This is a genomic window from Deltaproteobacteria bacterium (assembly GCA_020845895.1).
Classification (GTDB): domain Bacteria; phylum Lernaellota; class Lernaellaia; order JACKCT01; family JACKCT01; genus JADLEX01.
The window spans coordinates 1-22,400 of the sequence record JADLEX010000033.1 but is presented as its reverse complement, the minus strand read 5'-3'; the positions used below and the strand labels follow the sequence as shown (position 1 = coordinate 22,400).

Below are 22,400 nucleotides of genomic sequence, written 5' to 3'. Positions count from 1 at the left end.
CTTCAAGGAGGCGTATGGCCATGAGACCGCGCATCAACGTGCAGGACCAGTTTTTGAATCAGGCTCGACGCGAGCGCATCAAGATCACCATGGAATTGTCCGACGGGCAAAAGGTCGAAGGCATCATCAAGAGCTTCGACAACTACTGCGTGGTTCTCGACGGCGAGCGTTTTCACCTCGTGTACAAACACGCGATCACCAACGTGAACGTGCCCGCGGGCAGCAAGATGGCCCAGCTCTTCGGAGAGGGTGCGTCGCAACCGCCGCGCGACCGCGACCGCGATCACCCCGGCGGCAGCAGCGGCGGATATCACCGCGGCGACCGCGACCGGGATCGCGACCGGGAGTAAATGCCCCAGGCCACGCAAAGAAACGCCCTGCTGGTGGGAACGCGCCGGCGGGGCGTCACCACGTCCGACGCCCTCGAATCCCTCGACGAACTCGCCGAGCTGCTCGTCACCGCCGGCGGCGTGGATGTCGGGCGCATCCTGTGCGATGTGCCGGTCATCAACGCGCGGACGTTCATCGGGCAGGGCAAGCTCGAGCAGGTCTCGACGCGCGCGGCCGAGGGCGACGTCGACTTCGTTCTCTTCGACGACGATCTCTCGCCGTCGCAGCAGCGCAACATCGAGGAGTCGGCGGGCAAGATGGTGCTCGATCGCACGGGCCTCATCCTCGACATCTTCGCCATGCGCGCGCGCAGCGCCGAGGGCAAGCTGCAGGTCGAGCTCGCGCAGCTCGAATACCTGCTCCCGCGTCTGCGCGGCATGTGGACGCACCTGTCGCGCCAAGGCGCGGGCATCGGAACGCGCGGCCCCGGCGAAACCGATCTCGAAATCGACCGCCGCCGAATTCAGGAAAAGATCACGCGGATCAAGAAGCGGCTCGACCATGTCCGCCGCACGCGCTCGCTTCACCGCGCCGCGCGCGAACGCGTCCCCTACGAAACCGCGAGCCTGATCGGTTACACCAACGCGGGAAAGTCCACGCTCTTCAACGCGCTGGCGGGCGCGGACGCGCTGGCCGAGAACCGCCTCTTCGCGACGCTCGATCCCGCCACGCGCGAGATCGTCCTCGGGCGCGGCGAGCGCATGCTCGTTTCCGACACCGTCGGATTCATCCGCAAGCTGCCGCATCAGCTCGTCGAGAGCTTCAAGGCGACCTTCGAGGAGGTCACGTCGTCCGCGCACCTGCTGCACGTCATCGACGTGTCGCACGAGGCGGTCGATCATCACATCGAGGCCGTGCACGCCGTGCTGGGCGAAATCGGCATTCCCACCGGCGACGTCATCAGCGTGCTCAACAAGATCGACCGGTGCGAACATCCCGCCGTTGTGACGCGTCTTTTGCGCGAGTTGCCCTCGGCGGTGGCCGTGAGCGCGCGAACGGGCGAGGGTCTCGTCGAACTGCGATCGATGCTCGCGGACCGGCTTCATCGCGGACGCAGCCGGGTGGACGTGCTGATTCCCGCGGGGCGCGGGGACCTGCTGTCGGCGTTGCATCGCGACGGCACCGTGATCTCCGAAATCCTCGACGGAGAGTGCGTGAGCGTCCGCGCGTGGGTGTCGCCGAAACTGCTCGCCATTGTCTCGGAATTCCTGCAATGACCGCGCGCGGTGTCGCGATCGGCGTGGCGATGCTCTGCGTCGCGCTGATCGACGCAACGGCCTGGGCGGTTTCGCGCTACGAAGGCGAGGCCGCGGTGCCCATTCGCGGCGACCATGTTCGCGACGCGCGGAATGAAGCGGTGAAGCTCGCCAAGCGAGCCGCGCTGCAAGCGGCGCTCGACGCCACCTGGCCCGCGAGCGTGCTCGAGGCGAAGCGCTCCGCGATCCGGTCGAAGCTGATTCCCGCCGCCGATCGTTTTATCCTCACCTCCCAGACGCTCTTCGACGCGCGCATGGAAAACGAGTGGCGCGTGCGTCTCTCGGTCTCCTTCGATATGCATCGCCTGACGGCGGCGTTCGACGCGCTCGCGTCGCCGTACGCGACCGGAGATTCCTCGATCCTGGCGCTGATGTTCGACGAGACCGACGAGGGCTTCACGCGTCTGGCCGATTTCGACCGTCGCGTCGCGGATGCGCTCGCCGCAACGGACGTGAGCGTCGCGGGCCGCGATGCCGCCGATGCGGTCGCGAAAGGCGGGGAGATCGGCGCGGCCGTGCGCGGCGATCTGCGTCCCCTCGCGAAGATCCACGAGACCTTCGGCGTACGTGTCGTCGCCATCGGCATACGCCGGCCGACCAAACCCATTCCGGGCGAGGACGCCGCGAAACGCCGAGGCGATCCCGACGCGAGAACGGTGATCGTGCGTGTTCACGACCTCGTCGCCAAAACGACCCTCGCCGATTTCTCGTATCGCTGGTCCGCAACGCCCGACGACGCCATTCCGGACAGCGCCGCCTCGGACATCGCGGCGCGCATTCGCGACGCCATGGTCGGCGCGGGGCTGTTCGAGACACACGCGGTCCGCAAATTGACCGTGGAGGTGCGCGGGATGGCCGAGCCGGGCGCGGTGCGCGCGCTCACGGACGCCTGGAAAGCCGTTGAGGGCGTACGTTCCGTGACCTTCGATTCGTTCCATTCCGGATCGGTCGCCGTCTTCGTGGTGGAATTTTCCGGCAAGGACGAGTCGTTCGCCGATGCCGTCTTGAAAATCGAGGGCGCTCCGGTCAAACTGCGCCCCGTTCCGGGTCGTCCCGGTTTGCAGGTCTTCGAGGTCGTTCGCTAAGTGTCGCTGATGAAAACCATTGCCGTCGTCGTTTCACTGGTCGCCTTGGCGGCCTGCGCCGTCCCGCTCGATCAACTGAACGGTGATCGGCCGACGACCGATTACGTGCTCAAGGTGTCGCCGGACGACGCCAAGGTTTATCTGGACGGTCGATTGATTGGTCGCGCACGCCGCTTCGACGGCGAGTCGGGCCGGCTGGCGGTGACGGCGGGCGGTCACGTGCTGCGTTTCGAGCACGACGACTTTCAGAATGAGACCCGAGAGGTCGTGGCCGGACGTCAGCCGACGGTCATCGACGTGCGGATGTTGCCCAAACCCAAGAAGACGGATCTGGCCGACGACTGACGTGTCGCCGCGCGCCCACCGCGCGGGACCGGGGCCGGATTCCGGGAGTCCATCGCATGTGGGGATGGATCGGGCGAATACTGGCCGGACTCATCGTGATCGGCGCCATCACCGGCGGCGTCGCCTTCACTCGCTATCCCGACCTGGTCTACCGCTTTGCGGCGGGGCAAATCTCGTCATATCGCGAAAAGGTCTTCGGCGAGCTTTCCATCGCCGAGGCCGGGTACTGGATGCCCGTCGCGAAGGGCGTCGAACGCCGCATCCTGACGATCCGGCGAGGCGGCGACCACGCCCTCGATCTCGTGGCCCTGCGCATGGATCCCGGTCACGTTCGCATCGAGGTCGTCGCGATCAAACCCGCGGAGATCGGCACGAAGCCCATCGGCGTGCTCTCCGAGAGTCTGGGCGCGATCGCCATGATGAACGGGTCGTTTTTCAACGAGGAACTCGGGATTCTCGGGCTGTGCGTGTCGAAGGGGCACGAGGTTTCGCCGCTCGTGAAGGCGGGCGATCACCGGGGTGTCTTCGCCGTGTATGACGGTCGCGCGGATCTCGTCGAACGCGATCGATATACGGGCTCGGGCGTCACGAACGCGATTCAGTCCGGTCCTTGGCTCGTGCGCGACGGTTCGGCTCTCAAGGACTTCGACAACAAGGACCGCGTCACGCGCCGCTCCGCCGTCGCGACCGACAAAAAGGGCCGCGTGATCTTCGTCGTCACCGACACCGTCATGTCGGGCATCACGCTGGCCCATTTCGCCGAAGTGCTCGCCCTGCCCGAGGGCAAGGGCGGTTTCGGCGTGGCGCAGGCCCTCAATCTGGATGGCGGAACGAGCACGCAGCTCGCCCTGCGCGGCGAAACCGACGCCAGGCTCATCCGGGGGTTCGTCAACGTCCCGGTCCTGCTCGCGGTGTTTGCCCGCTGAAGTCGGCCGATGGAATCGGCCGCTTGAACCGATTGTGCAAAGCGCGCGATTCCCGTAGATTTGGGGCCATTCGGACTTGACTGTGCTCGGTCGATCGATTCTTTGGGGTGGCTGCGGTGGACAACTTCGAGATTCTGAAAAACATCTTCATCTTTTCCGCGTTCGACATGGACGCGCTCTCGTCGATCCACGCCCTCTGCGTGGAGGAGTCGCTGAAAAAGGGCGAGAGCGTCTTCTGGGAAGGTGATCCGCCTCACTGGCTGCTCATCCTCAAGCGCGGCAAGGTGAAGCTGTTCAAGCAGAGCCCGTCGGGCAAGGAGACGATCCTGCGGATTGTCGACGCGGGCGAAACCTTCGGCGAAATCGCCCTGTTCGACGGTCGGGCATACCCCCTCTCGGCCAAAACGATGGAAGCGGCGGTCATCCTCAAGATCCCGCGGCTCGAGTTCCTCGCCATGGTCCGGCGGCATCCCAACGTGAGCTACGAGATTATCCTGGAGCTCTCGCGCCGCCTACGCGAGTCGCAGGAGGTGATTCAGGGTCTCGCGGTCGAGCGCGTCGAACGGCGTATCGTCAATCTGCTGCTCAAGCTCGCCGACCGGATCGGTCGCGAAGAGGGCAAGAAGACGCGCATCCCCGTGATCCTGACGCGTCAGGACATCGCCGACATGGTCGGCAGCACGGTCGAGACGACCATCCGCATCATTTCGCGCCTCTCGAAAGAGGGCATCATCGAAACCAAGGGCAAGACGATTTACATCAAGGACATGGAGCGGCTTCAGACCCTGCCGGAAGAACTGGTCTAGGGCCTGGGCGAAGCCGACTTCGGAGGGACGACGTGTCCGAGATTTTCGAACTCGACGAGATGATCAAGAAGTCCGTCAACCGCGAGCGGCTGTCGTACGAGATGTACAAGCAGTGGAAGGGACGGCTCAAGGACGACAACGGCAACAAAGCCCTCGCCATGCTGATGCGCGAGGAAGAGGGCCACATCAAGCTGCTGGAGATGACGCTGGCCGACAAGAACTTCGACCGGCTCGGCCGCCGCGACCAGCCGCGCAAGGGCCCGCCGCTGCGCATCCCCGACGTGCACGAGATCACCGAGGACACGACCGCCAAGGAGGTCATCGCGTTTGCGATCCACCACGAGGAGCGGGCGGTCCAATACTATTCGCGCTACATGGACACCTTTCGCGAAACGCCGCTCTTCGAGTTCTTCGCCCACATGAAGGTCGAGGAAGAAAAGCACAAGGACCGCCTGGAGACGATCTTCCTGCGCGACTACGCGGGGCGGAAGGGCTGACGAGACGGGCCGCCAGGGCTGACGTCCTCACGCTGAAGTTCTCCACAATCCGCGCTGCAACACAGTTTGCATCATATTGCGTCACACGGATGTTTCTTGACGTCCGGCGGCAAAAGCGATTCACTATCCCCGTGCGATGGCCATGAGCCGGTCGGGAGAGACGACATGAGAACCCTGAGATTGCTCGCCATCCTGGGGATGGCGGCGGCGGCGGCATATTTTTCGGCGTGCTTTCAGGAGCCCGAGGGCGGGTCGTTCGGCCTCGAAGCCGTGAACACCGAGTTGTGCGACGCCTGCCTCAAGGCCGCGCCGGACCCCGACTCGCTCGAGGTGACGATTCCCGAGGCGGACGGCAAGAGTTGGCCCAAATCGCTGGGTCAACTGCCGGTCTATTACGATCTGACGGTCGATATCAGCCGCGGTCTCAACCACTGGATTCTCGGCCAGCTCGGTTTTCTCGACGAGATCCTCACCTATCCGCCGACGCAAAGTGACGACAACACCTGCACGTGGGGTCCCTTCATCCCCAGCGGACTGTCGCCGGTCGAGGCGCAGTTCGAAATGACGCAGGTCTCCGACACGCAGTTCGACTACACGTGGTCGCACCGGCCCAAGAACACCGACGGCGAATTCACGGCGGTGTGGGGCGGCGAGATCACGCCCGCCACCGATACCGCGCGGCGTGGGGTGGGCAACCTCTACATGGACTTCACGGCGCTTCAGGGGCTCGATCCCACTTGGGATGCCTCGGGCCGCTTCGACGTGGACTACGACACCTACACCGACGGGCGGCGCATCGACATCGAGTTTACCGATTTCGTCGGCGAGGACTCGGGGTATCCGTCCACCGGCACCTACCACTATCACAACCACGCGGACAACTCGGGCGAGTTCTCGTACATCTTCGACGTCGAAATCGACGGCGGAAATTCTTCGGACCCCGAACGCGCGTCCGTTGTCACGCAGTGGGAGCCGACCGGTGCGGGCACCTCGGAGTTCGCCGCGAGCGGCGGCGATATCGGCAGCGACGACACGTTCGGCTCGAACGTGACCGAGATCGGCGGGATCGAGTGCTGGGACGAACTCTTCGGACGCACCTACTACCGGATCGAAGTCCGCTTCGAATCCGGCGATCCGCTGACGCTCGAAGAGGAAGGCGACGAGGGCGACTGCCCGGTTTTTGGCTGAACACGGTCGCTCGCGACACGAATGGAAAAGGCCGCCGCGGCTTGACCGTGCGCGGCCTTTCCGTTAGTGAGGGGCGACTTTTTCGGGCGGCCTGGAGGCCGATTTGTCCGTTTATCGCAACAAGTTTCTCGTGGTCGCCTACGGCGCGCTCACGTGCCTCGCGCTGGACCAGATCACCAAGTTCTGGGTGCTGCGCCATTTCCCGTTCGAGCGCAGCGTCGCGGTCGTCGAGGGCACGTTCCACATCACGCACAAGCTCAACCCCGGCGCGGCCTTCGGGCTCTTCCGGGGCCAGCCCTTGCCGTTTTTTCTCGTCGTGTCGGTCATCGCACTCGGCTTCATTGTCTATTTCGTGTCGCGGGTCGCGCCCGACCGGCTGCGTCTCACGGTCGCCCTGTCGATGATTCTCGGCGGCGCGCTCGGCAACATCAGTGACCGGCTGCGCATCGGCGCGGTCGTCGATTTCCTCGATCTCCGGTTCGGTAGTCGCATCTGGCCGACCTTCAACGTGGCCGACATCGTGATCGTCGTGGGCGTGCTGCTCTTTTTGTGGGACATGAGCCGCCATGAGATGCAGTGGGATTCGCGACGTCACGACCAGCCGCCGAACGACGACGCGATCCTTCCCCCGCCCGACCTGCGTGAGGAGACTCCGTGACGGCGGAACGGCGTGGGAATGCGACGTCGGTCTGGCGCGTGAAGGTGCTGCCGGTCGTGTCGATCTGCGCCGCCGTGATGGCGCTCGACCGGTGGACGAAGGTCCTCGCGCGCGGAGCGTTTTCCGAGGGCGAGCTGCGTGAGGTGATTCCCGGCCTGTTCGACCTGACGCTGCGGTACAACACCGGTGCGGCTTTCAGCCTCTTCGATTCGAGCCCGGTGCTGTTTTTTCTCGGCGTTTCGGGCCTCGCCATCGCCGCGCTGATCTCGTTTCTGGTGCAACTCGGCCCCGAGGACAGAGTGCAAATCTGGGCGCTCGGCGCCGTCATGGGCGGCGCGCTCGGCAATCTGTGGGACCGACTCGCGGTCGGCGGCGTGGTCGATTTTCTGCTCTTCCACTACCGGTCGGTCGCGTGGCCGGCGTTCAACGTCGCCGACATCGCCATCGTCGTCGGCGTCATCGTCTTTCTCATCGAAAACCTGCGCGCCGGGCGCAAGGCCGAGGCGCGCTGATGCATCCGGTCCTGTTCACAATCTTCGGCGTGCCCGTGCATGCGTACGGCGTCATGCTGGCCTGCGCGTTTTTGGGCGCGATCTGGATCGCGAGCCGACAGGTCAAGGAAGCGGGCGGCGACCCCGAGCACATCAGCAACATGGCCATCTACGTGGTCATCCTGTCGATGATCGGCGCGCGACTTTTCCACTGCTTCGTATTTTGGGATCACTACAAGGACAACCCCCTGCAGATCCTGAACGTGCGCGAGGGCGGGCTCGTGTATTACGGCGGGCTCATCGGCGGGGCGATCGCCGGCCTCGCGTACCTGCGTCGTCAGAAACTCCCGCTCGCCATGTATTCGGACTTCGTCGCTCCCGGCATCGCGTTTGGCCTCGGCACGGCGCGCATCGGGTGTTTTCTCGCGGGCTGCTGCCACGGCAAGACCTGCCCGGCCGATTTTCCGTTCGGCGTGACCTTCCCGCCGCAGTCCGTCGGGCTCTCCGGCGTGCCGCTCTATCCCACGCAGTTCGCCGAATCGATTCTCTCCTACGCGATCTGCCTGTTCCTGTATTTCGTGGTGCGTCCGCGCAAGCGCTTTCACGGACAGGTGATTGCGTCGTTTCTGGTGCTCTACGGCCTCGCGCGCATCGGCCTCGAGTTTTTCCGCGCCGATCCACGCGGATTCATGACGCTCTTCCACGTGAGCGCGACGGCGGGGCTTACCGCCGCGTCCGCCACGGGTCTGTGGAAGCTGCTGCTCGCGACGGAGGCGCTTTTCGAGACCGGGCCGGGGCTTTACGCGTTTCGGCTCTCCGAGAGCCAGGTCGTGAGCCTTCTCCTGTTCGGCGTGTCGGCCGTCCTCTGGGCGACGTTGCGAAAGACGCAGGCCGTTTCTAAGATGATTCCGGCCGGCGCGCCCGCCGCAAAACCGAACGGGGGCGGCGACCGGGCGCGGTCCACGAAAAAAGGCGGAAAGAAGAAACGATGATCCGGCGTATGGCGGTGGTCGGCCTCGTCCTTGTGGCGATGGCCGGGTGCGCCCTCAAGAACGAGAAGCTGCGTCTCGACGAATACGAAGCCGTGGCCGCGATGCCCGAGGACGAGGCGTCGGTGCGCGCGCAGGATCTGCGCGGCCGGGTCGACGGCCTGTGGTCCGGGCTCGAGGACCAGAAGCTCACGGCGTACATCACGCGCGGGAAGATTCGCCCGTACTTCGAGAACGAAAAGGATCAGACCGATTTCATCGCGATTTACGCGTCGCTCATGCGCAAGAACGACTTCTCGCGGGAGATCGTGCTGAAGTACCGCGTGAACGACATCAAGATCGAGCCCAACGGCGCGGTGGCGCATGTGGATATCGACATCTGGGGCCGCATCTATTTCTTGTGGTACGCGCGAATCCACGAAAGCCAGCGGTGGGAAAAGTCCGGCGGGCGTTGGTATCTGCGCCCCGATGCCTACTGACCGGAAGCGAAGGACGGGGAAGCCATGAACACGCGATGGACACGGGCGCTGGTGGTGGGGATCGTGGCGCTGCTGGCCATGTCGCTGGTCGGCGCCGCGTCCTGCGATCGCCGCAAGGAAACCAAGAAGATCCAGGATCTTTCCGACGAGCTGTGCGAAACGGCGAACGACTTCAACAAGCTCGTGATCTGGCACCACTACGCGCCGGTAAGCCTGATGGTGGTGCCCAATCGCCGCATCGATTTTCTCATGGATACCGAAAAATACGGCGGCGCGGTGCAGATCGAAAACTTCGCCGTGGTCGTCTGCCAGGTGGACGAGAACCCGCCGCCGCCCTCCGACCTCGACCTGCCGGGCACGAGCATTCCCGAGGACGGCGCGGTGCCCACGCCGACTCCCGCGCCCGGCGAGACCGACCGTGACCTGATGCCCAAGGAAGAGGCCGTGCGCGCGGTCCAGGACGCCAAGATCCCCAGCACCGACAAGTCGCTCGCCGATACCGGAATCGACCGTAAAAAGGGCGGCAAGCCCAGCAAGAACAAGGTCTACTACGGCACCGTGCTCGTGCGCTATATCAACCGCAACCTGGTGCCCAGCGCCAGCGTGGACACCATTCTCGTCAAGCAGCGGTGGATCAACGTCGGCGAGGTGTGGTATTGCGACTTCGACTGGCGAGATGTCGTGAAAAGATAACCCTCGGTTCCGCCATGTGATCTTCGTTACAGGTTCTTGCGTTCGTCCCCACGTCTGATAGCATCCGGTACCAAGGGGTATTCCGCGCCGGAGGGGGATCATGGGCCCGTTTGCCAACTTCGATCTGCCTCGGGACGTGGTGATGATCAGCACCGCGGACTGGGACGCGCCGCTGTGGACCAACAAGCAGCAGATCGCTTCGCGCCTCGTTTCCGATTTTCGCGTGCTCTACGTCGAGCCGCTCGCGAGTCTCGCCGATGGGCGGCGTGGCTACACGCACCGCTATTGGCGCGATCCGTCCGGCGTGCACGTGCTGCGTCCGCCGGGCACGGTGCCCTTCGGCCAGAAGATTCCGCAGGTCAACGAGATCAACCATCGGCTCGTGTCCCCCGTCATCAAGGAACGGCTGGAGCAACTCGGTTTCAAGGACTACATCCTCTGGCTGTATCCGCCGACCGCCGCGCCCTACCTGCAGCATCTCGAACCCGCGCTCTCGTGTTACGACTGCGTGGACGAGTATTCGGCGATGCCTGGGGCGTGGCTTCAGGTGACGCGGCAGATGGAACGCAAGATGCTCGAGAGCGTCGACGCGGTCTTCACCACCGCGCGCTCGCTGTATGAGGACAAGGTTCTGCACAACAAGAACACGCACCACGTGCCCAACGTGGCCGATTTCGAGCACTTTCACCGCGCGTCGTCGGCGAGCCCGGCGCCGGAGCTGGAGGGTCTGCGCCGCCCGGTGATCGGCTTCGTCGGCGCGCTCAACTACAAGCTCGACGATCACCTGCTGGAGCGCCTGTTCGAGGCGCGCACCGAGTGGAATTTCGTGTTTGTCGGCCCGGATCGGGGCTTCGGAATCGAGCACTTCATCCACTATCACAACGTCCACTTCGTCGGGAAAAAGAGCATCGAGGAACTGCCCGCGTACCTCGCCGGCATGGACGTGTGCATCATCCCCTACAAGATCGACCGTTACACGCGCGGCGTGCTGCCGATGAAGCTGTTCGAGTATCTCGCGACCGGCAAACCTGTGGTCGCGACGCGCCTTCCCGAGCTCGAGGACTACGCGCATGTCGTCGAACTCGCGGGCGACGCTCAGGCCTTCGTCGAGTCGATCGAGCGCTGCCTGCACGGCGACCACGAGGAAGACCGGCGGCGGCGCGTGGAAATCGCCCGCGAGAATTCGTGGGAGAAGCGCATCTCCACGATTCTCGGTCATCTGGAAACGTCGTGGCGAAGCAAGGCGAAACGCCAATAGCGACACTGGTCCTCGCCCGCGACTTCCCGCCCGACATCGGCGGGGTGCAGACCGTCGTCTCCGAACTCGCCGCGCGAACGCCGAACACGCGCGTCATCGCGCGCCGCACGCCGGGCGACGAGGCCTTCGATCGGGACTTTCCGGCCGTGTTGACGCGCATCGCCGCGAGCGAGCACGGCCCGCGAGCGCTGCGTCCAATCCTCCGCCAGATCGCGCTCTTCCTCGCGGTCTTTCGCGCGTGGCGTACGAAGCGCTTCGGCCGCATCGTCTGCGGCTACCTCGCCTTCGCCGGGCCGGTCGCCTGGATTTGGCGAGGGCTCTTCGGCGTGCCCTACACCGTGCTCACTTACGGCACCGAAATCGTCCGTGCGCGCGACTCGATGTGGTCGTTCGCGTGGCGGCGCATCCTGCGCGACGCTGATTTCGTCGCGACCATCGCCGAACCGCTCGTCGAAATCCTGGGTGCGATGGAGCCCGGCGCGCGCGTCGTGAAGATTCCTCTCGGATGCACCGTCTCGGCGTACGATCCCCCACCGCTGCCGAACCCTTGGCGCGGGGTCGATCACGCGAATCGGCGTGTCGTGCTGTCGGTCGGGCGGCTCGTGGCGCGCAAGGGCTTCGACACGGTGATCCGCGCGCTGGGCGACGCGGGCGGGCGGCGCGGCGACACGATTTACCTCGTGGCGGGCGACGGGCCCGATCGCGCGCGGTTGGAATCGCTTGCCGGGGAATGCGGCGTCGCAGATCGGATCGTATTCGCCGGGCGCGTCGAACCCGAGGAGCTTCGCGCGCTGTATGCTCGGTGCGACGTGTTCGTCATGCCGAGCCGTCGCGAGGGCGACGACATCGAAGGCTTCGGCCTCGTCTTCGTCGAGGCGGGCGCGTTCGGCAAGCCCGTCATCGGCGGCGACTCCGGCGGCGTCTCCGAGGCCGTTCGCGATGGCGTCAACGGCCTGCTCGTCGATCCCACGGACCCCGTTGCCCTGCGCGACGCGCTGGACAGGATGCTGAACGACGCGGATCTCGCCGCGCGTCTGGGCAAAGGCGGTCGCCTGCTCGCCACGACGGAATTCACATTCGAGCGCATGTCCGAGGTGTTTCACGCGGCATGGAGCCATGGCGCGTCGTTGAAATCGTAACGCCGCTTCGATAAGGTGCGCGCGATTCTCGTCGGCGAAAGGTCGCCCGAACCATGCTCGAAGGCCGGGACATCGTGTGCGTCGCGTCCGCGAACTGGGACGCGCTGTGGGTGAACGCCCAGCACCTGATGCACAGACTCGCGGCGAGAAACCGCATCCTCTACATCAACAATCCCGGCCTGCGTCCCCCCGGCGCGTCGAAGTCCGACTTTGCGAAAATTGTCGCGAGGCTGCGCGGATGGTTTGCCGGCGCGCGCGAGGTCGAGCCCAACGTCTTCGTGCTGTCGCCCGTCACGATTCCGCTGCACCGTTTCGCTTTCGTGCGCGCGCTCAACCGCATCCTGCTGCGCCGCCGCGTGAAACGCTGGGCCGCGAAGCTCGGCATGACGCGGCCGATTCTGTGGACGTTTCTGCCCACCGGTATTGAACTCGTGAAGCAATTGGGCGAATCGGCGGTGATCTACCAGTGCGTGGACGACTACGCCGCGAACCCGGGCGTGGACGTCGCGTCGCTGACCGATGCCGAGCGCCGGTTGGAATCGCTCGCCGATCTCGTGATCGTGACGCGCCCGGCGCTGGCCGAGGCCAAACGCGCGCGCGCGGCGAATGTGTTCTATTCTCCGAACTGCGCCGACGTCGCCCACTTCGAAACGGCGAGCGCCGAATTGCCGCTCGGCGCCCGCGACCAATTCGCGGGACGCAAGGTGATCGGCTATCACGGGAATCTGAGCGGCTACAAGACCGATCTGCCGCTCCTCGCGCGCGTCGCCGATGCGTTCCCGGATGCCGTGCTCGCGCTCGTGGGTCCCGAAGGGTGGGGCGATCCGTCCACCGATCTCGGCGAACTGCGCGTCAAACCGAACGTCGTTTTCGCCGGGCGGCAGGATCGCGCGAACCTTCCAGCGTTCGTGCGCGCATTCGATGTGGGGTTGCTGCCGCTCGCGGATAACGCCTCGACGCGCGCCAGCTTTCCCATGAAATTCTACGAATACATGGCGTGCGGCAAACCGATCGTGGCGACCGATCTTCCGAGCTTCGCCGCGTATCGCGATCGGCCCGACCTGTGCCGCCTTGCGGCGACGCCGGAGGCGTTTGTCGAAGAGGTTCGCGCGGCGCTCGCCGATCCGGGCGACGCGTCGGTCGTCGCGGCGCGCATTGCCGAGGCCCGCGCCCACGACTGGCCGGCGCGAGTGGAAAGCATCGGGGTTGCGGTGATGAACGCGTTGGCGAAACCGCGTACGCGGGTCGCGCTCGTTCATGATTGGCTGACGGGCATGCGCGGCGGCGAAAAGGTGCTCGAATCGCTGTGCGAGCTGTGGCCCGATGCCGATTTGTTCACGCTGCTCTACCTGCCCGGCAAATTGTCGCCCGTGATTGAGCGACGCCGGATCTTCACGAGCTTCGTGCAAAAGCTCCCGCGCGCGGCCACGGCTTATCGCAACTACCTGCCGCTCTTCCCGTACGCGATCGAGCAATTCGACTTTCGCAACTACGACCTCGTGATTTCGACGTCGCACTGCGTGGCAAAGGGCGTCATCACCGGGCCCGACACGTGCCACGTCAGCTATCTGCATACTCCGATGCGCTACGTGTGGGATCAATACGATCAGTATTTCGGCCCGGCGCGTGTCAAGAGCCGCCTCAAACGCGCGGCGATCGCGTTCTTCGCGCACCATCTGCGCACGTGGGACGCGGCGAGTGCGTCGCGCGTGGACGCATACACCTGCAACAGCGCGCACGTCGCCCGGCGCATCCGCAAATTCTACGGACGCGACGCGACGGTGATTCATCCGCCCGTCGATCTCGGCCGCTTCGCGCTCGGCGGCGCAAGCGGTGACTACTATCTCATCGTCTCGGCGTTCGCGCCGTACAAGCGACTCGATCTCGCACTCGAAGCGGCCCGCATTGGCGGCTTCGCGCTCAAGGTCGCGGGTTCGGGCGAAGACCTCGAACGACTTCGTGCGAGCGCGCCCGCGAATGTCGAGTTTCTCGGTTGGTGCACCGACGACGAAATCGCCGAGCTCTACCGGGGCTGCCGCGCGTTTCTGTTCCCCGGCGAAGAGGACTTCGGCATTACGCCACTCGAGGCGCAAGCGTGCGGCAAGCCTGTCATCGCGTACGCCAAGGGCGGCGCGCTCGAAACCGTGCGCGGCGCGTTAACGGGCGAAGCGGTGCCTCCCGGCGCGACGGGCGTCTTTTTCGGGGAGCAGACCGCCGAGTCGTTGCTCGCCGCCATCCGCTGGTTCGAGGCGAACGCGGGCCGTTTCGATCCCGCCGCGATCCGCGCGCACGCCGAGCCCTTCGCGCGCGAGGAGTTCGCGCGAAAGATCCGCGCGTTCGTGGACGAGCGATTCGCCGCGTTCGGGCACGAACGCATGGGCGTATGACGTGCTGGGTCGCCGCCGCCAGTTCCAGTCGAGTCTGAATCTCGCGATCGATCTCGTCGTCGTGGTGGCATGCTGGCTCGTCGCGTATCCGATCCGATTCCAAAGCGGGCTCATCGCGCTGCGCGTGCCGCACGTGCCCGCGTTTTCGACCTACGCGTGGATCGGCGCGCTCGTCGCGCTCATCTGGGCGGTTGTGTTCCGCGCCAATCTCGCGAATCTCGAAAAGACCGTACCCAGCCTGTTCCGCGAGGTCGCATTCGTCCTGCGTGCGCACGCGATTTCGTTTCTCGTTTTCGTCGTCGTCACGTTCTTTCTCGCGCAGTACAAGCCAAGCCGTATCGTCTTCGGTCTCTTCTTCGTGCTCTCGACGGCCACCCTCATCGCGACACACGTCTTGTTTCGCCGCGCGCTGATCGCGCGGTATCGGCGAGGTATCGGCGTGCGTCGCGCGCTGATCGTCGGAACGGGGGAGCTCGGCCGCGGGCTCGCGTCGCGCCTGCTCGATCACCGCGAGCTCGGCCTTGAAATTATCGGGTTCCTTTCGGACGACGCACCCATGCCCGAGCGCGTCCTCGACCGGCCCGTTTACGGCGCGCCGGAGGACGTCGCCCACGTCGTGCGCGCCGAGCGGATCGAACTCGTGCTCGTCGCGTTGCCGCTCTTTGCGGCCGATCGTTTGCGCAAGGTGCTCGAAGCCCTCGACGAGGAGCTCGTGGACGTCAAGGTCGTGCCCGACCTGTATCAGTACGTCACGCTGCGTGCGGCGGTCGAGGAATTCGAGGGATTGCCGATCGTCAGCCTGCGCGACACGCCGATGCACGGGTGGAATGCCTTGGTGAAACGCGCGTTCGATCTCGTCGCGACATCCATCGGCCTCGTGGTTCTTTCCCCGTTGCTGCTCGGCCTGGCGGCGCTGGTCAAACTCACGAGCCGCGGTCCCGTCTTCTACGCCCAGGAGCGTATGGGCCTCGACGGGCGCACCTTCCGCATCCTGAAGTTCCGGTCGATGCGCACGGACGCCGAGTCGGCCACCGGAGCGGTGTGGGCGGTCAAGGACGATCCGCGCCGAACGCGCATCGGCACGTTCATGCGGCGCACGAACCTCGACGAGCTGCCGCAGCTCCTCAACGTGCTGGCCGGGCACATGAGCCTGGTGGGTCCGCGTCCGGAAAGGCCCGTTTTTATTGAGCAATTCCGCACGCAGATCCCCAAGTACATGTTGAGGCACCGCGTCAAAGCTGGTATAACCGGCTGGGCTCAGGCCAACGGCTGGCGCGGAAACACCGACCTGCGGCGTCGCATCGAGTGCGACATCTACTACATCGAGAACTGGTCGCTCTGGTTGGACATTCGCATTATCTGGATGACCCTGGCGCGGGGATTTGTCGACAAGAACGCCTACTAGGTTCGCCGCCTCGCCGGAATCGCCTTCGAGGGTCGTGAGGGGAGTGGGATGGAGATTTGCGTCATTGGTACGGGGTACGTCGGGCTCGTCGCGGGCACGTGTTTCGCCGAGACCGGCAACGACGTCGTGTGCGTCGACGTGGACGCCGCGAAGATCCTGAAGCTGAACGCCGGCGAAATCCCCATCTACGAACCCGAGCTCGAGGATTTAGTGCGGCGCAATCAGGCCGAGGGACGCCTCGCGTTCACGACTGATCTGCGCCCCGCCGTCCTGAAGAGCCGCGTCGTCTTTGTCGCCGTGGGCACGCCGCAGGACCACGACGGCCGCGCCGATCTCAAGTACGTGCTCCAGGTCGCCAGGCAAATCGGCGAGACGTTGCGCGACGACAAGTCGGGCCACGCGAAAATCGTCGTCGACAAGAGCACGGTCCCCGAGGGCACGGCGGACATGGTGCGCGAGACGATCGCGTCGATCACCAACAAACCCTTCCACGTGGTCTCGAATCCCGAGTTCATGAAAGAGGGCGCGGCGGTGCTCGACTTTCTCAAGCCCGACCGCGTGGTGATCGGCACCGACGACCCCGACGTCGCCGAGGTCATGACCGAGTTGTACAGGCCGTTCGTGCGCAATGAGAATCCGATTCTCGTCATGGACGTGCGCAGCGCCGAGATGACCAAGTACGCGGCCAACGCGATGCTGGCGACGAAGATCAGCTTCATGAACGAGATCGCCGCGCTGTGCGAGCGCGTCGGCGCCGACGTGAACATGGTGCGCAAGGGCATCGGCCACGACCGGCGCATCGGGTTTCAGTTCATCTTCCCGGGCGTCGGATACGGCGGCTCGTGTTTTCCCAAGGACGTGAAGGCGCTGATCCGCATCGGCGAGGAGTCCGGTCGCCACATGAAGATCGCCACGGCGGTGGACGAGGTGAACGACCTGCAGAAGAACTGGCTCGCCGACAAGGTCCTCGCGGTGTTCGGCGACGACCTCTCCGGCCGAACCGTCGCCGTGTGGGGACTCGCGTTCAAGCCGCAGACCGACGACATGCGAGAAGCTCCGTCGGTGGTGACGATCGAGCGCCTCGTCGCGGCGGGCGCCCGGGTGCGTGCGACGGACCCCGCGGCGCTCGAGGTCGCGCATGGCGTGTTCGCGGACGCGATCACGAGCGGCGCGGTGGAGCTTCACAAAAACAACTACGAGGCGCTCGAAGGCGCGGACGCGCTCGTGATCTGCACCGAGTGGAACGAGTACCGCCAGCCGAATTTCGATCGCATCGCGACGCACCTGCGAACGCGCGTCGTCATCGACGGACGCAACCTTTTCGACGAGGAGATCGCGCGGCGGCACCGCATCGACTATTACTCGGTGGGCCGCCCCGCCGTGCTCGCCGCGCGGGACGCCTGATCGATGCCGCGCATTCTCATCACCGGCGGCGCGGGATTCATCGGATCGCACCTGTGCGACTACTACGTCGCCAAGGGATTCGACGTCATCGCGATGGACAATTTGCTGACCGGCTCGGTCGACAACATCGCGCACATCACCGCCGAGAATTTCACGTTCATCAAGCACAACATCACGAGCTACATCTACCTCGACGGGCCGCTCGACTACATCCTGCACTTCGCGTCGCCTGCGTCGCCCATCGACTACCTCGAACTGCCGATCCAGACGCTCAAGGTCGGCGCGCTCGGCACGCACAACACCCTCGGCCTCGCCAAGGCCAAGGGCGCGCGGTTCCTGCTCGCGAGCACGAGCGAGGTCTACGGCGATCCTCTGGTGCATCCGCAGACCGAGGACTACTGGGGCAACGTCAACCCCATCGGCCCGCGCGGCGTTTATGACGAAGCCAAGCGCTTCGCCGAGGCGATCGCGATGGCCTATCAGCGCTTCCACGGCGTCGAGACGCGCATCGTGCGCATCTTCAACACCTTCGGTCCGCGCATGCGTCTGCGCGACGGTCGCGTGGTACCCGCGTTCGGCAGCCAGGCGCTGCGCGGCGAGCCGATCACCGTCTTCGGCGACGGCCGGCAGACGCGCTCGTTCTGTTATGTCTCCGACCTCGTGCGCGGCATCGACCGTCTGCTCATGAGCGACTACCCGCTGCCCGTCAACCTCGGCAATCCGCGCGAGATGACGATTCTCGAATTCGCGAAGAAGATCATCGAGGTCACCGGGAGCCGTAGCGAGATCGTGTTCAAACCGCTCCCCGAGGACGATCCCAAGGTCCGCCAACCCGACATCTCGCTCGCGAAGGAAATTCTCGGTTGGCAGCCCGAGGTATCGCTCGAAGACGGTCTGAAAATCACCTTCGACTACTTCCGGTCCCGAATCGACCGACTGAATCCGGCCGCGCAGTGAGCGTGCTCGTCGCCGGCGGCGCGGGGTATATCGGTTCGGTCACCGCGAAGGTGCTGATCGAAGCGGGTCGCGACGTCGTGGTGTACGACAACCTCTCGCGCGGTCATCGGCAGGCCGTTCCAGCCGGCGCGCAATTCGTCCAGGGCGAACTCGCCGACACCGACCGCCTGCGCCGCGCGCTGCGCGAGCACCGCGTCACCTGCGTGTTGCACTTCGCGGCGCATAGCCTTGTCCCCGAGTCGATGGAAAAGCCCGAACTCTACTTCGACAACAACGTCGCCACGGGGCTGCGCGTGCTCGAAGCGATGCGCGCCGAGGGAACGCCCCACATCGTCTTTTCGTCCACCTGCGCGACCTACGGCACGCCGCGAACGCTGCCGATTCGCGAGGACGATCCGCAAACGCCCGAAAGCGTTTACGGCGAATCGAAGCTGATGTTCGAGCGGATGCTCGCGTGGTACCAGCGCATTCACGGCTTGCGCGTCACGATTTTGCGTTACTTCAACGCGTGCGGCGCGTACGGCGGCCTCGGCGAGGACCACCAGCCGGAGACGCATTTGATCCCGCTCGTGCTCCAGGTGCCGCTCGGGCAGCGCGAGCACGTGTCGATCTTCGGGACGGATTACCCCACACGCGACGGCACGGCGATTCGCGATTACATCCACATCCGCGATCTCGCCCGCGCGCACGTCGCCGCGCTCTCCGCGCCGGCCGGAACCGGCTTCGACCACTACAACCTCGGCAACGGATCGGGCTACAGCGTGCGCGAGGTGATCGACGCGGCGCGGCGCGTCACCGGGCGCGAGATTCCGGCGATCGAAGCGCCGCGCCGCCCGGGGGACCCGCCGGAGCTGGTTTCGACGACCGAAAAAATCGCGCGCGAACTCGGATTCGCCTGCGAGATCCCGTCCATCGAGGACATCATCGCGTCGGCCTGGGAGTGGCACCGCGACCATCCGCGCGGCTACGCCTGAGAGCCTCCGTGAAATCCCAAACGCCCACTTCGGATCGCGAAGACGATCCGCTGATCGACGAGCCTCCCGCGGCACCCGCGAAATCGCGCTCGCTGCTGCACAGCGGCATCGCGTGGATGCTGGTCGCGCAGGTGCTCTTCTCGCTCATGAGCGTCTTCACGCGCATGGGCGCGCGGCACGTGCCGTGGATGGAGGTCGCCGCGGCGCGCTTCGTGATCGGCGCGCTCATCGCGTGGGGATTCGCCATGCTGCGCGGCGCGTCGCTGCGCATCGAAAACCGACGCGTGGCATGGGTGCGCACCATCTTCGGCACCGGCTCGGCGCTCGCGATCTTTTACACGCTCTCGTCGCCGCGTATCCCGCTGGGCGACGCGGTTACGCTCAACTCCACCGGCCCCGTCTTCGTCGCGCTGCTCTCCTGGCCGCTCATCGGCGAGCGCGTGTCGCGGGCTGTTTTTCTCGCGGTCCCTCTGTCCATCGTCGGCGTCGCGCTCGTCGTCAAACCGAGTTTCGACGTGGCGCTTCAGCTCGCGGCGATCTCCACGGCGGGCGCGATGAGCTACGGCGTGGCGATGATCTATCTGCGCCGTCTGGGAAAAAACGAGAGTCACGAAGCGATCGTCCTGCATTTCTCCGTTTTCGGCGCGATCGTGATGATCGCACTCTCGATTCCCGTTTGGGTTACGCCCGATCCGGCCGGTCTTGCCGTGCTTGCGCTCACGGGGATCTCCGCGGGATTCGGCCAGCTCGCCATGACGCGCGCGTACTCGCTCGACCGCGCCGCCACGATCAGCGCGCTGTCGTACCTCGGCATCATCATCACGCACGTGATGGCGATACCGATGTTCGGCGAACGCACGAGCCCCATCCAGTGGGCGGGCTCGTTGCTCGTCATCGTGGCGGGCGTGGTGCTGGCGTTTGCGACGCGCCGCGCCTCCGCGCCGGGATTCGCCGGGGCGCGCGTGGGCACGCGCTGACGCGCGCCGGCGGCCCGGCATCACTCATCGGGTCGGCTCTTTTTTCGCGAGCGCAGCCATTCGAGGCGCTTTCGGATCGCCTCCTCGTGTCCCTCGCCGGTGGGTTCGTAGAATTGTCGATCGGCCAGCTCGTCGGGCAGGAACTGCTGGGCCGCGTGGCGACCGGGCGAGTCGTGGTCGTAGCGATAACCCTGGTGGTAGCCGAGCTCCTTCATCAGGCGCGTCGGCGCGTTGCGCACGGCGAGCGGCACGGGCAGCGCGCCGGTGTCGCGCACCTCGGCGACGGCGGCTTCGAGTCCCATGTAGCTCGCGTTGCTTTTGGGCGCGGTCGCCAGATACGTTGCGCACTGCGCGAGGTTGATGCGCGCCTCGGGCATGCCGATCATGTGCACGGCCTGCATGGTTGCGACGGCGAGCGGCAGCGCGCGCAGGTCTGCGTTGCCGATGTCCTCGCTCGCGAGCACCACCATGCGCCGCGCGATGAACACGGCGTCCTCGCCGGCCTCGACCATGCGCGCGAGGTAGTAGAGCGCCGCGTCGGGGTCCGATCCGCGCAGGCTCTTGATGAACGCCGAGATGACGTTGTAGTGCTCCTCGCCGGACTTGTCGTACACGAGCGACTTCGTCTGCAGCGCCTCGCGCACATCGGCCGCCGTGACGACCCGCGCGCCGTCTTCCTCGCGCAGGCGAAGCCCCGCCACGACCTCGAGCGTGTTGAGCACGCGCCGCGCATCGCCGTCGGCGCTGCCGGTGAGCTGCGCCCACGCCTCGTCCTCGAGCTTCCAGCGATCCGCGCCGAGGCCATCGGTCGGGTCGGCGAGCGCCTTCTCGGCAACCTTGCGCAGCGACGCCTCGTCGATGGGCCGGAGCGTGAGCACGCGGCAGCGCGAGAGCAGCGCCGCGTTAACTTCGAAGCTCGGGTTCTCGGTCGTCGCCCCGACGAGCGTGATGACGCCGGCCTCGACATGGGGCAAAAAACTGTCCTGCTGGCTCTTGTTGAAGCGGTGGATTTCGTCGACGAAAAGAATGGTGCGTCCGCCGCCCCGCGCGCGGTGCGCCCGCGCGGCCTCGACGATCTGGCGAATCTCTTTTACGCCCGAGAGCACTGCGGAAAACGCGACGAAGCGGCTGCCCGTGACCCCGGCGAGGATGCGCGCGATGGTGGTTTTTCCCGATCCCGGCGGACCCCAGAATATCATCGAGGGCAATTGCCCGCTCTCGACCGCCTGACGCAGCATCGTTCCCGGACCGACGACCTCGTCCTGCCCGACCACGTCGTCGAGCGTCTTCGGACGCATGCGGTCGGCCAGCGGCGCGCGCGCGGTCCGGGACGTTTCGCCTGAATCGGTTTCCGGCGTGCCGAACAGATCGCCGGTCATGGCTGCCCCCTTGGGCGTGTTCAGACGGGCGCCGTCTCCGCCTTGGCGGGACCCTTCGCACGCAGCCACATCACCAGGATGAGCCCGAAGAGCGGCACGTCGAGGATCGGTGTCAGGATGTGGACGAAGTACTTCGCGACGAAGAAGTAGAAGCCGAGCGAGAAAATCGACGGCACGAGCTTCACGAAGAGCAGCACCGGAATGTACTCCATGTACCGGCGCGGATTGATCCAACAGCCTGCCGCGATGAGCGTGAGCAGCAGCAGCGACGTGCACGTGAAGGCGACGTGCGTACGCTCGGCGTAGGGTTTCGCGGGGGTGTTCTCGGGCCGCTCGGCGTTCACGTACACCGCGCCCCACACGGCCTCGGCCGGCACGCGCATGGTCACGGGCGCCTGCGGCTGGCCGAAAACTTTCGCAACGACGTTCACGCCGTGAGTGTACCACTCGGGGCTGAATGTCATGACGCCGAGCGCGACGAAAAAGAGGATCGCGAGGACCCCCATGACCTTCTTGAACTGAAGCTCTTGGACCGACAGATTGCCCTGCATCGCCCAAACCCCGCGTGTTGGAAAACGACGCATTGTGGCAACGAACGACCCGGTTGCCAAGGGGCGACGTTGCGTTCCGGCGTAGCGCCCGCCGTCTACTCGGTCGGGAACGTCTCCACGACCAGATCGTCGCCGTCCGCGGTGACGAGCACGTGGCCGTCGTCCT

At 65.4% G+C, this 22,400-nt stretch carries 23 protein-coding genes; 21 read left to right on the top strand and 2 right to left on the bottom strand.

Annotated features, from left to right (window positions below; all coding sequences use genetic code 11):
• Window positions 1-14: 14 nt before the first annotated feature.
• The 21 genes from hfq to IT350_04080 all read left to right on the top strand — a co-directional run bounded on the left by hfq (window position 15) and on the right by IT350_04080 (window position 20,304).
• A complete protein-coding gene (hfq, locus tag IT350_04180) occupies window positions 15-350 on the top strand; it encodes an RNA chaperone Hfq (protein ID MCC6157227.1) in 336 nt (111 codons plus the stop codon).
• Window positions 351-1,607 carry a GTPase HflX gene (gene hflX / locus IT350_04175; GenBank protein MCC6157226.1) on the top strand — a complete coding sequence of 419 codons (1,257 nt, stop codon included), beginning with the start codon at window positions 351-353 and terminating at the stop codon, window positions 1,605-1,607. It begins immediately after the preceding gene.
• The gene (locus IT350_04170) at window positions 1,604-2,731 is read left to right on the top strand and encodes a hypothetical protein (GenBank protein ID MCC6157225.1); all 1,128 of its coding nucleotides are present in this window, start codon (window positions 1,604-1,606) and stop codon (window positions 2,729-2,731) included. The genes hflX and IT350_04170 overlap by 4 nt, the downstream gene beginning before the upstream one ends.
• Before the next feature lie 9 nt (window positions 2,732-2,740).
• Window positions 2,741-3,076 (top strand): hypothetical protein, encoded by a 336-nt coding sequence (locus tag IT350_04165; protein ID MCC6157224.1) that lies wholly within the window; start codon window positions 2,741-2,743, stop codon window positions 3,074-3,076.
• Between the two features lie 56 nt (window positions 3,077-3,132).
• Window positions 3,133-4,002 (top strand): phosphodiester glycosidase family protein, encoded by an 870-nt coding sequence (locus tag IT350_04160; protein ID MCC6157223.1) that lies wholly within the window; start codon window positions 3,133-3,135, stop codon window positions 4,000-4,002.
• Between the two features lie 107 nt (window positions 4,003-4,109).
• On the top strand, window positions 4,110-4,808 hold the full coding sequence (locus IT350_04155) for a Crp/Fnr family transcriptional regulator (protein MCC6157222.1): 699 nt from the start codon (window positions 4,110-4,112) through the stop codon (window positions 4,806-4,808).
• Window positions 4,809-4,840: 32 nt separating this feature from the next.
• A complete protein-coding gene (locus IT350_04150) occupies window positions 4,841-5,305 on the top strand; it encodes a hypothetical protein (protein MCC6157221.1) in 465 nt (154 codons plus the stop codon).
• A gap of 165 nt (window positions 5,306-5,470) precedes the next feature.
• Window positions 5,471-6,493 carry a hypothetical protein gene (locus tag IT350_04145; GenBank protein MCC6157220.1) on the top strand — a complete coding sequence of 341 codons (1,023 nt, stop codon included), beginning with the start codon at window positions 5,471-5,473 and terminating at the stop codon, window positions 6,491-6,493.
• 103 nt (window positions 6,494-6,596) lie between these two features.
• Window positions 6,597-7,151, top strand: coding sequence for a signal peptidase II (gene lspA, locus IT350_04140; GenBank protein MCC6157219.1), 555 nt, complete (start codon window positions 6,597-6,599; stop codon window positions 7,149-7,151).
• On the top strand, window positions 7,148-7,663 hold the full coding sequence (gene lspA, locus IT350_04135; protein ID MCC6157218.1) for a signal peptidase II: 516 nt from the start codon (window positions 7,148-7,150) through the stop codon (window positions 7,661-7,663). The genes lspA (IT350_04140) and lspA (IT350_04135) overlap by 4 nt, the downstream gene beginning before the upstream one ends.
• Window positions 7,663-8,634: a prolipoprotein diacylglyceryl transferase gene (lgt, locus tag IT350_04130; protein ID MCC6157217.1), complete on the top strand. Its 972-nt coding sequence runs from the start codon at window positions 7,663-7,665 to the stop codon at window positions 8,632-8,634. Before lspA (IT350_04135) ends, lgt begins: the two co-directional genes overlap by 1 nt.
• Window positions 8,631-9,110: a hypothetical protein gene (locus tag IT350_04125; protein ID MCC6157216.1), complete on the top strand. Its 480-nt coding sequence runs from the start codon at window positions 8,631-8,633 to the stop codon at window positions 9,108-9,110. The genes lgt and IT350_04125 overlap by 4 nt, the downstream gene beginning before the upstream one ends.
• Before the next feature lie 24 nt (window positions 9,111-9,134).
• The gene (locus tag IT350_04120; protein MCC6157215.1) at window positions 9,135-9,803 is read left to right on the top strand and encodes a hypothetical protein; all 669 of its coding nucleotides are present in this window, start codon (window positions 9,135-9,137) and stop codon (window positions 9,801-9,803) included.
• Between the two features lie 100 nt (window positions 9,804-9,903).
• Window positions 9,904-11,061 (top strand): glycosyltransferase, encoded by a 1,158-nt coding sequence (locus IT350_04115; GenBank protein MCC6157214.1) that lies wholly within the window; start codon window positions 9,904-9,906, stop codon window positions 11,059-11,061.
• Window positions 11,034-12,200, top strand: a complete 1,167-nt coding sequence (locus IT350_04110) for a glycosyltransferase family 4 protein (protein MCC6157213.1) — start codon at window positions 11,034-11,036, stop codon at window positions 12,198-12,200. Before IT350_04115 ends, IT350_04110 begins: the two co-directional genes overlap by 28 nt.
• Before the next feature lie 53 nt (window positions 12,201-12,253).
• Window positions 12,254-14,587 carry a glycosyltransferase gene (locus IT350_04105; GenBank protein ID MCC6157212.1) on the top strand — a complete coding sequence of 778 codons (2,334 nt, stop codon included), beginning with the start codon at window positions 12,254-12,256 and terminating at the stop codon, window positions 14,585-14,587.
• 1 nt (window position 14,588) lies between these two features.
• Window positions 14,589-15,992, top strand: a complete 1,404-nt coding sequence (locus IT350_04100) for an undecaprenyl-phosphate glucose phosphotransferase (protein ID MCC6157211.1) — start codon at window positions 14,589-14,591, stop codon at window positions 15,990-15,992.
• Between the two features lie 48 nt (window positions 15,993-16,040).
• A complete protein-coding gene (locus IT350_04095) occupies window positions 16,041-17,396 on the top strand; it encodes a UDP-glucose/GDP-mannose dehydrogenase family protein (GenBank protein MCC6157210.1) in 1,356 nt (451 codons plus the stop codon).
• A gap of 3 nt (window positions 17,397-17,399) precedes the next feature.
• On the top strand, window positions 17,400-18,353 hold the full coding sequence (locus IT350_04090; GenBank protein ID MCC6157209.1) for an SDR family oxidoreductase: 954 nt from the start codon (window positions 17,400-17,402) through the stop codon (window positions 18,351-18,353).
• A complete protein-coding gene (galE, locus tag IT350_04085) occupies window positions 18,350-19,327 on the top strand; it encodes a UDP-glucose 4-epimerase GalE (GenBank protein ID MCC6157208.1) in 978 nt (325 codons plus the stop codon). Before IT350_04090 ends, galE begins: the two co-directional genes overlap by 4 nt.
• An 8-nt stretch (window positions 19,328-19,335) precedes the next feature.
• Entirely contained in the window at window positions 19,336-20,304 is a 969-nt protein-coding gene (locus IT350_04080) for a DMT family transporter (protein MCC6157207.1), read from the top strand.
• A 20-nt stretch (window positions 20,305-20,324) separates the two neighbouring features.
• Here the strand turns inward: IT350_04080 and IT350_04075 are convergent, their stop codons facing one another.
• Window positions 20,325-21,683 (bottom strand): replication-associated recombination protein A, encoded by a 1,359-nt coding sequence (locus tag IT350_04075; GenBank protein ID MCC6157206.1) that lies wholly within the window; start codon window positions 21,681-21,683, stop codon window positions 20,325-20,327.
• Between the two features lie 20 nt (window positions 21,684-21,703).
• Entirely contained in the window at window positions 21,704-22,234 is a 531-nt protein-coding gene (locus IT350_04070; protein MCC6157205.1) for a hypothetical protein, read from the bottom strand.
• Window positions 22,235-22,400: the final 166 nt, after the last annotated feature.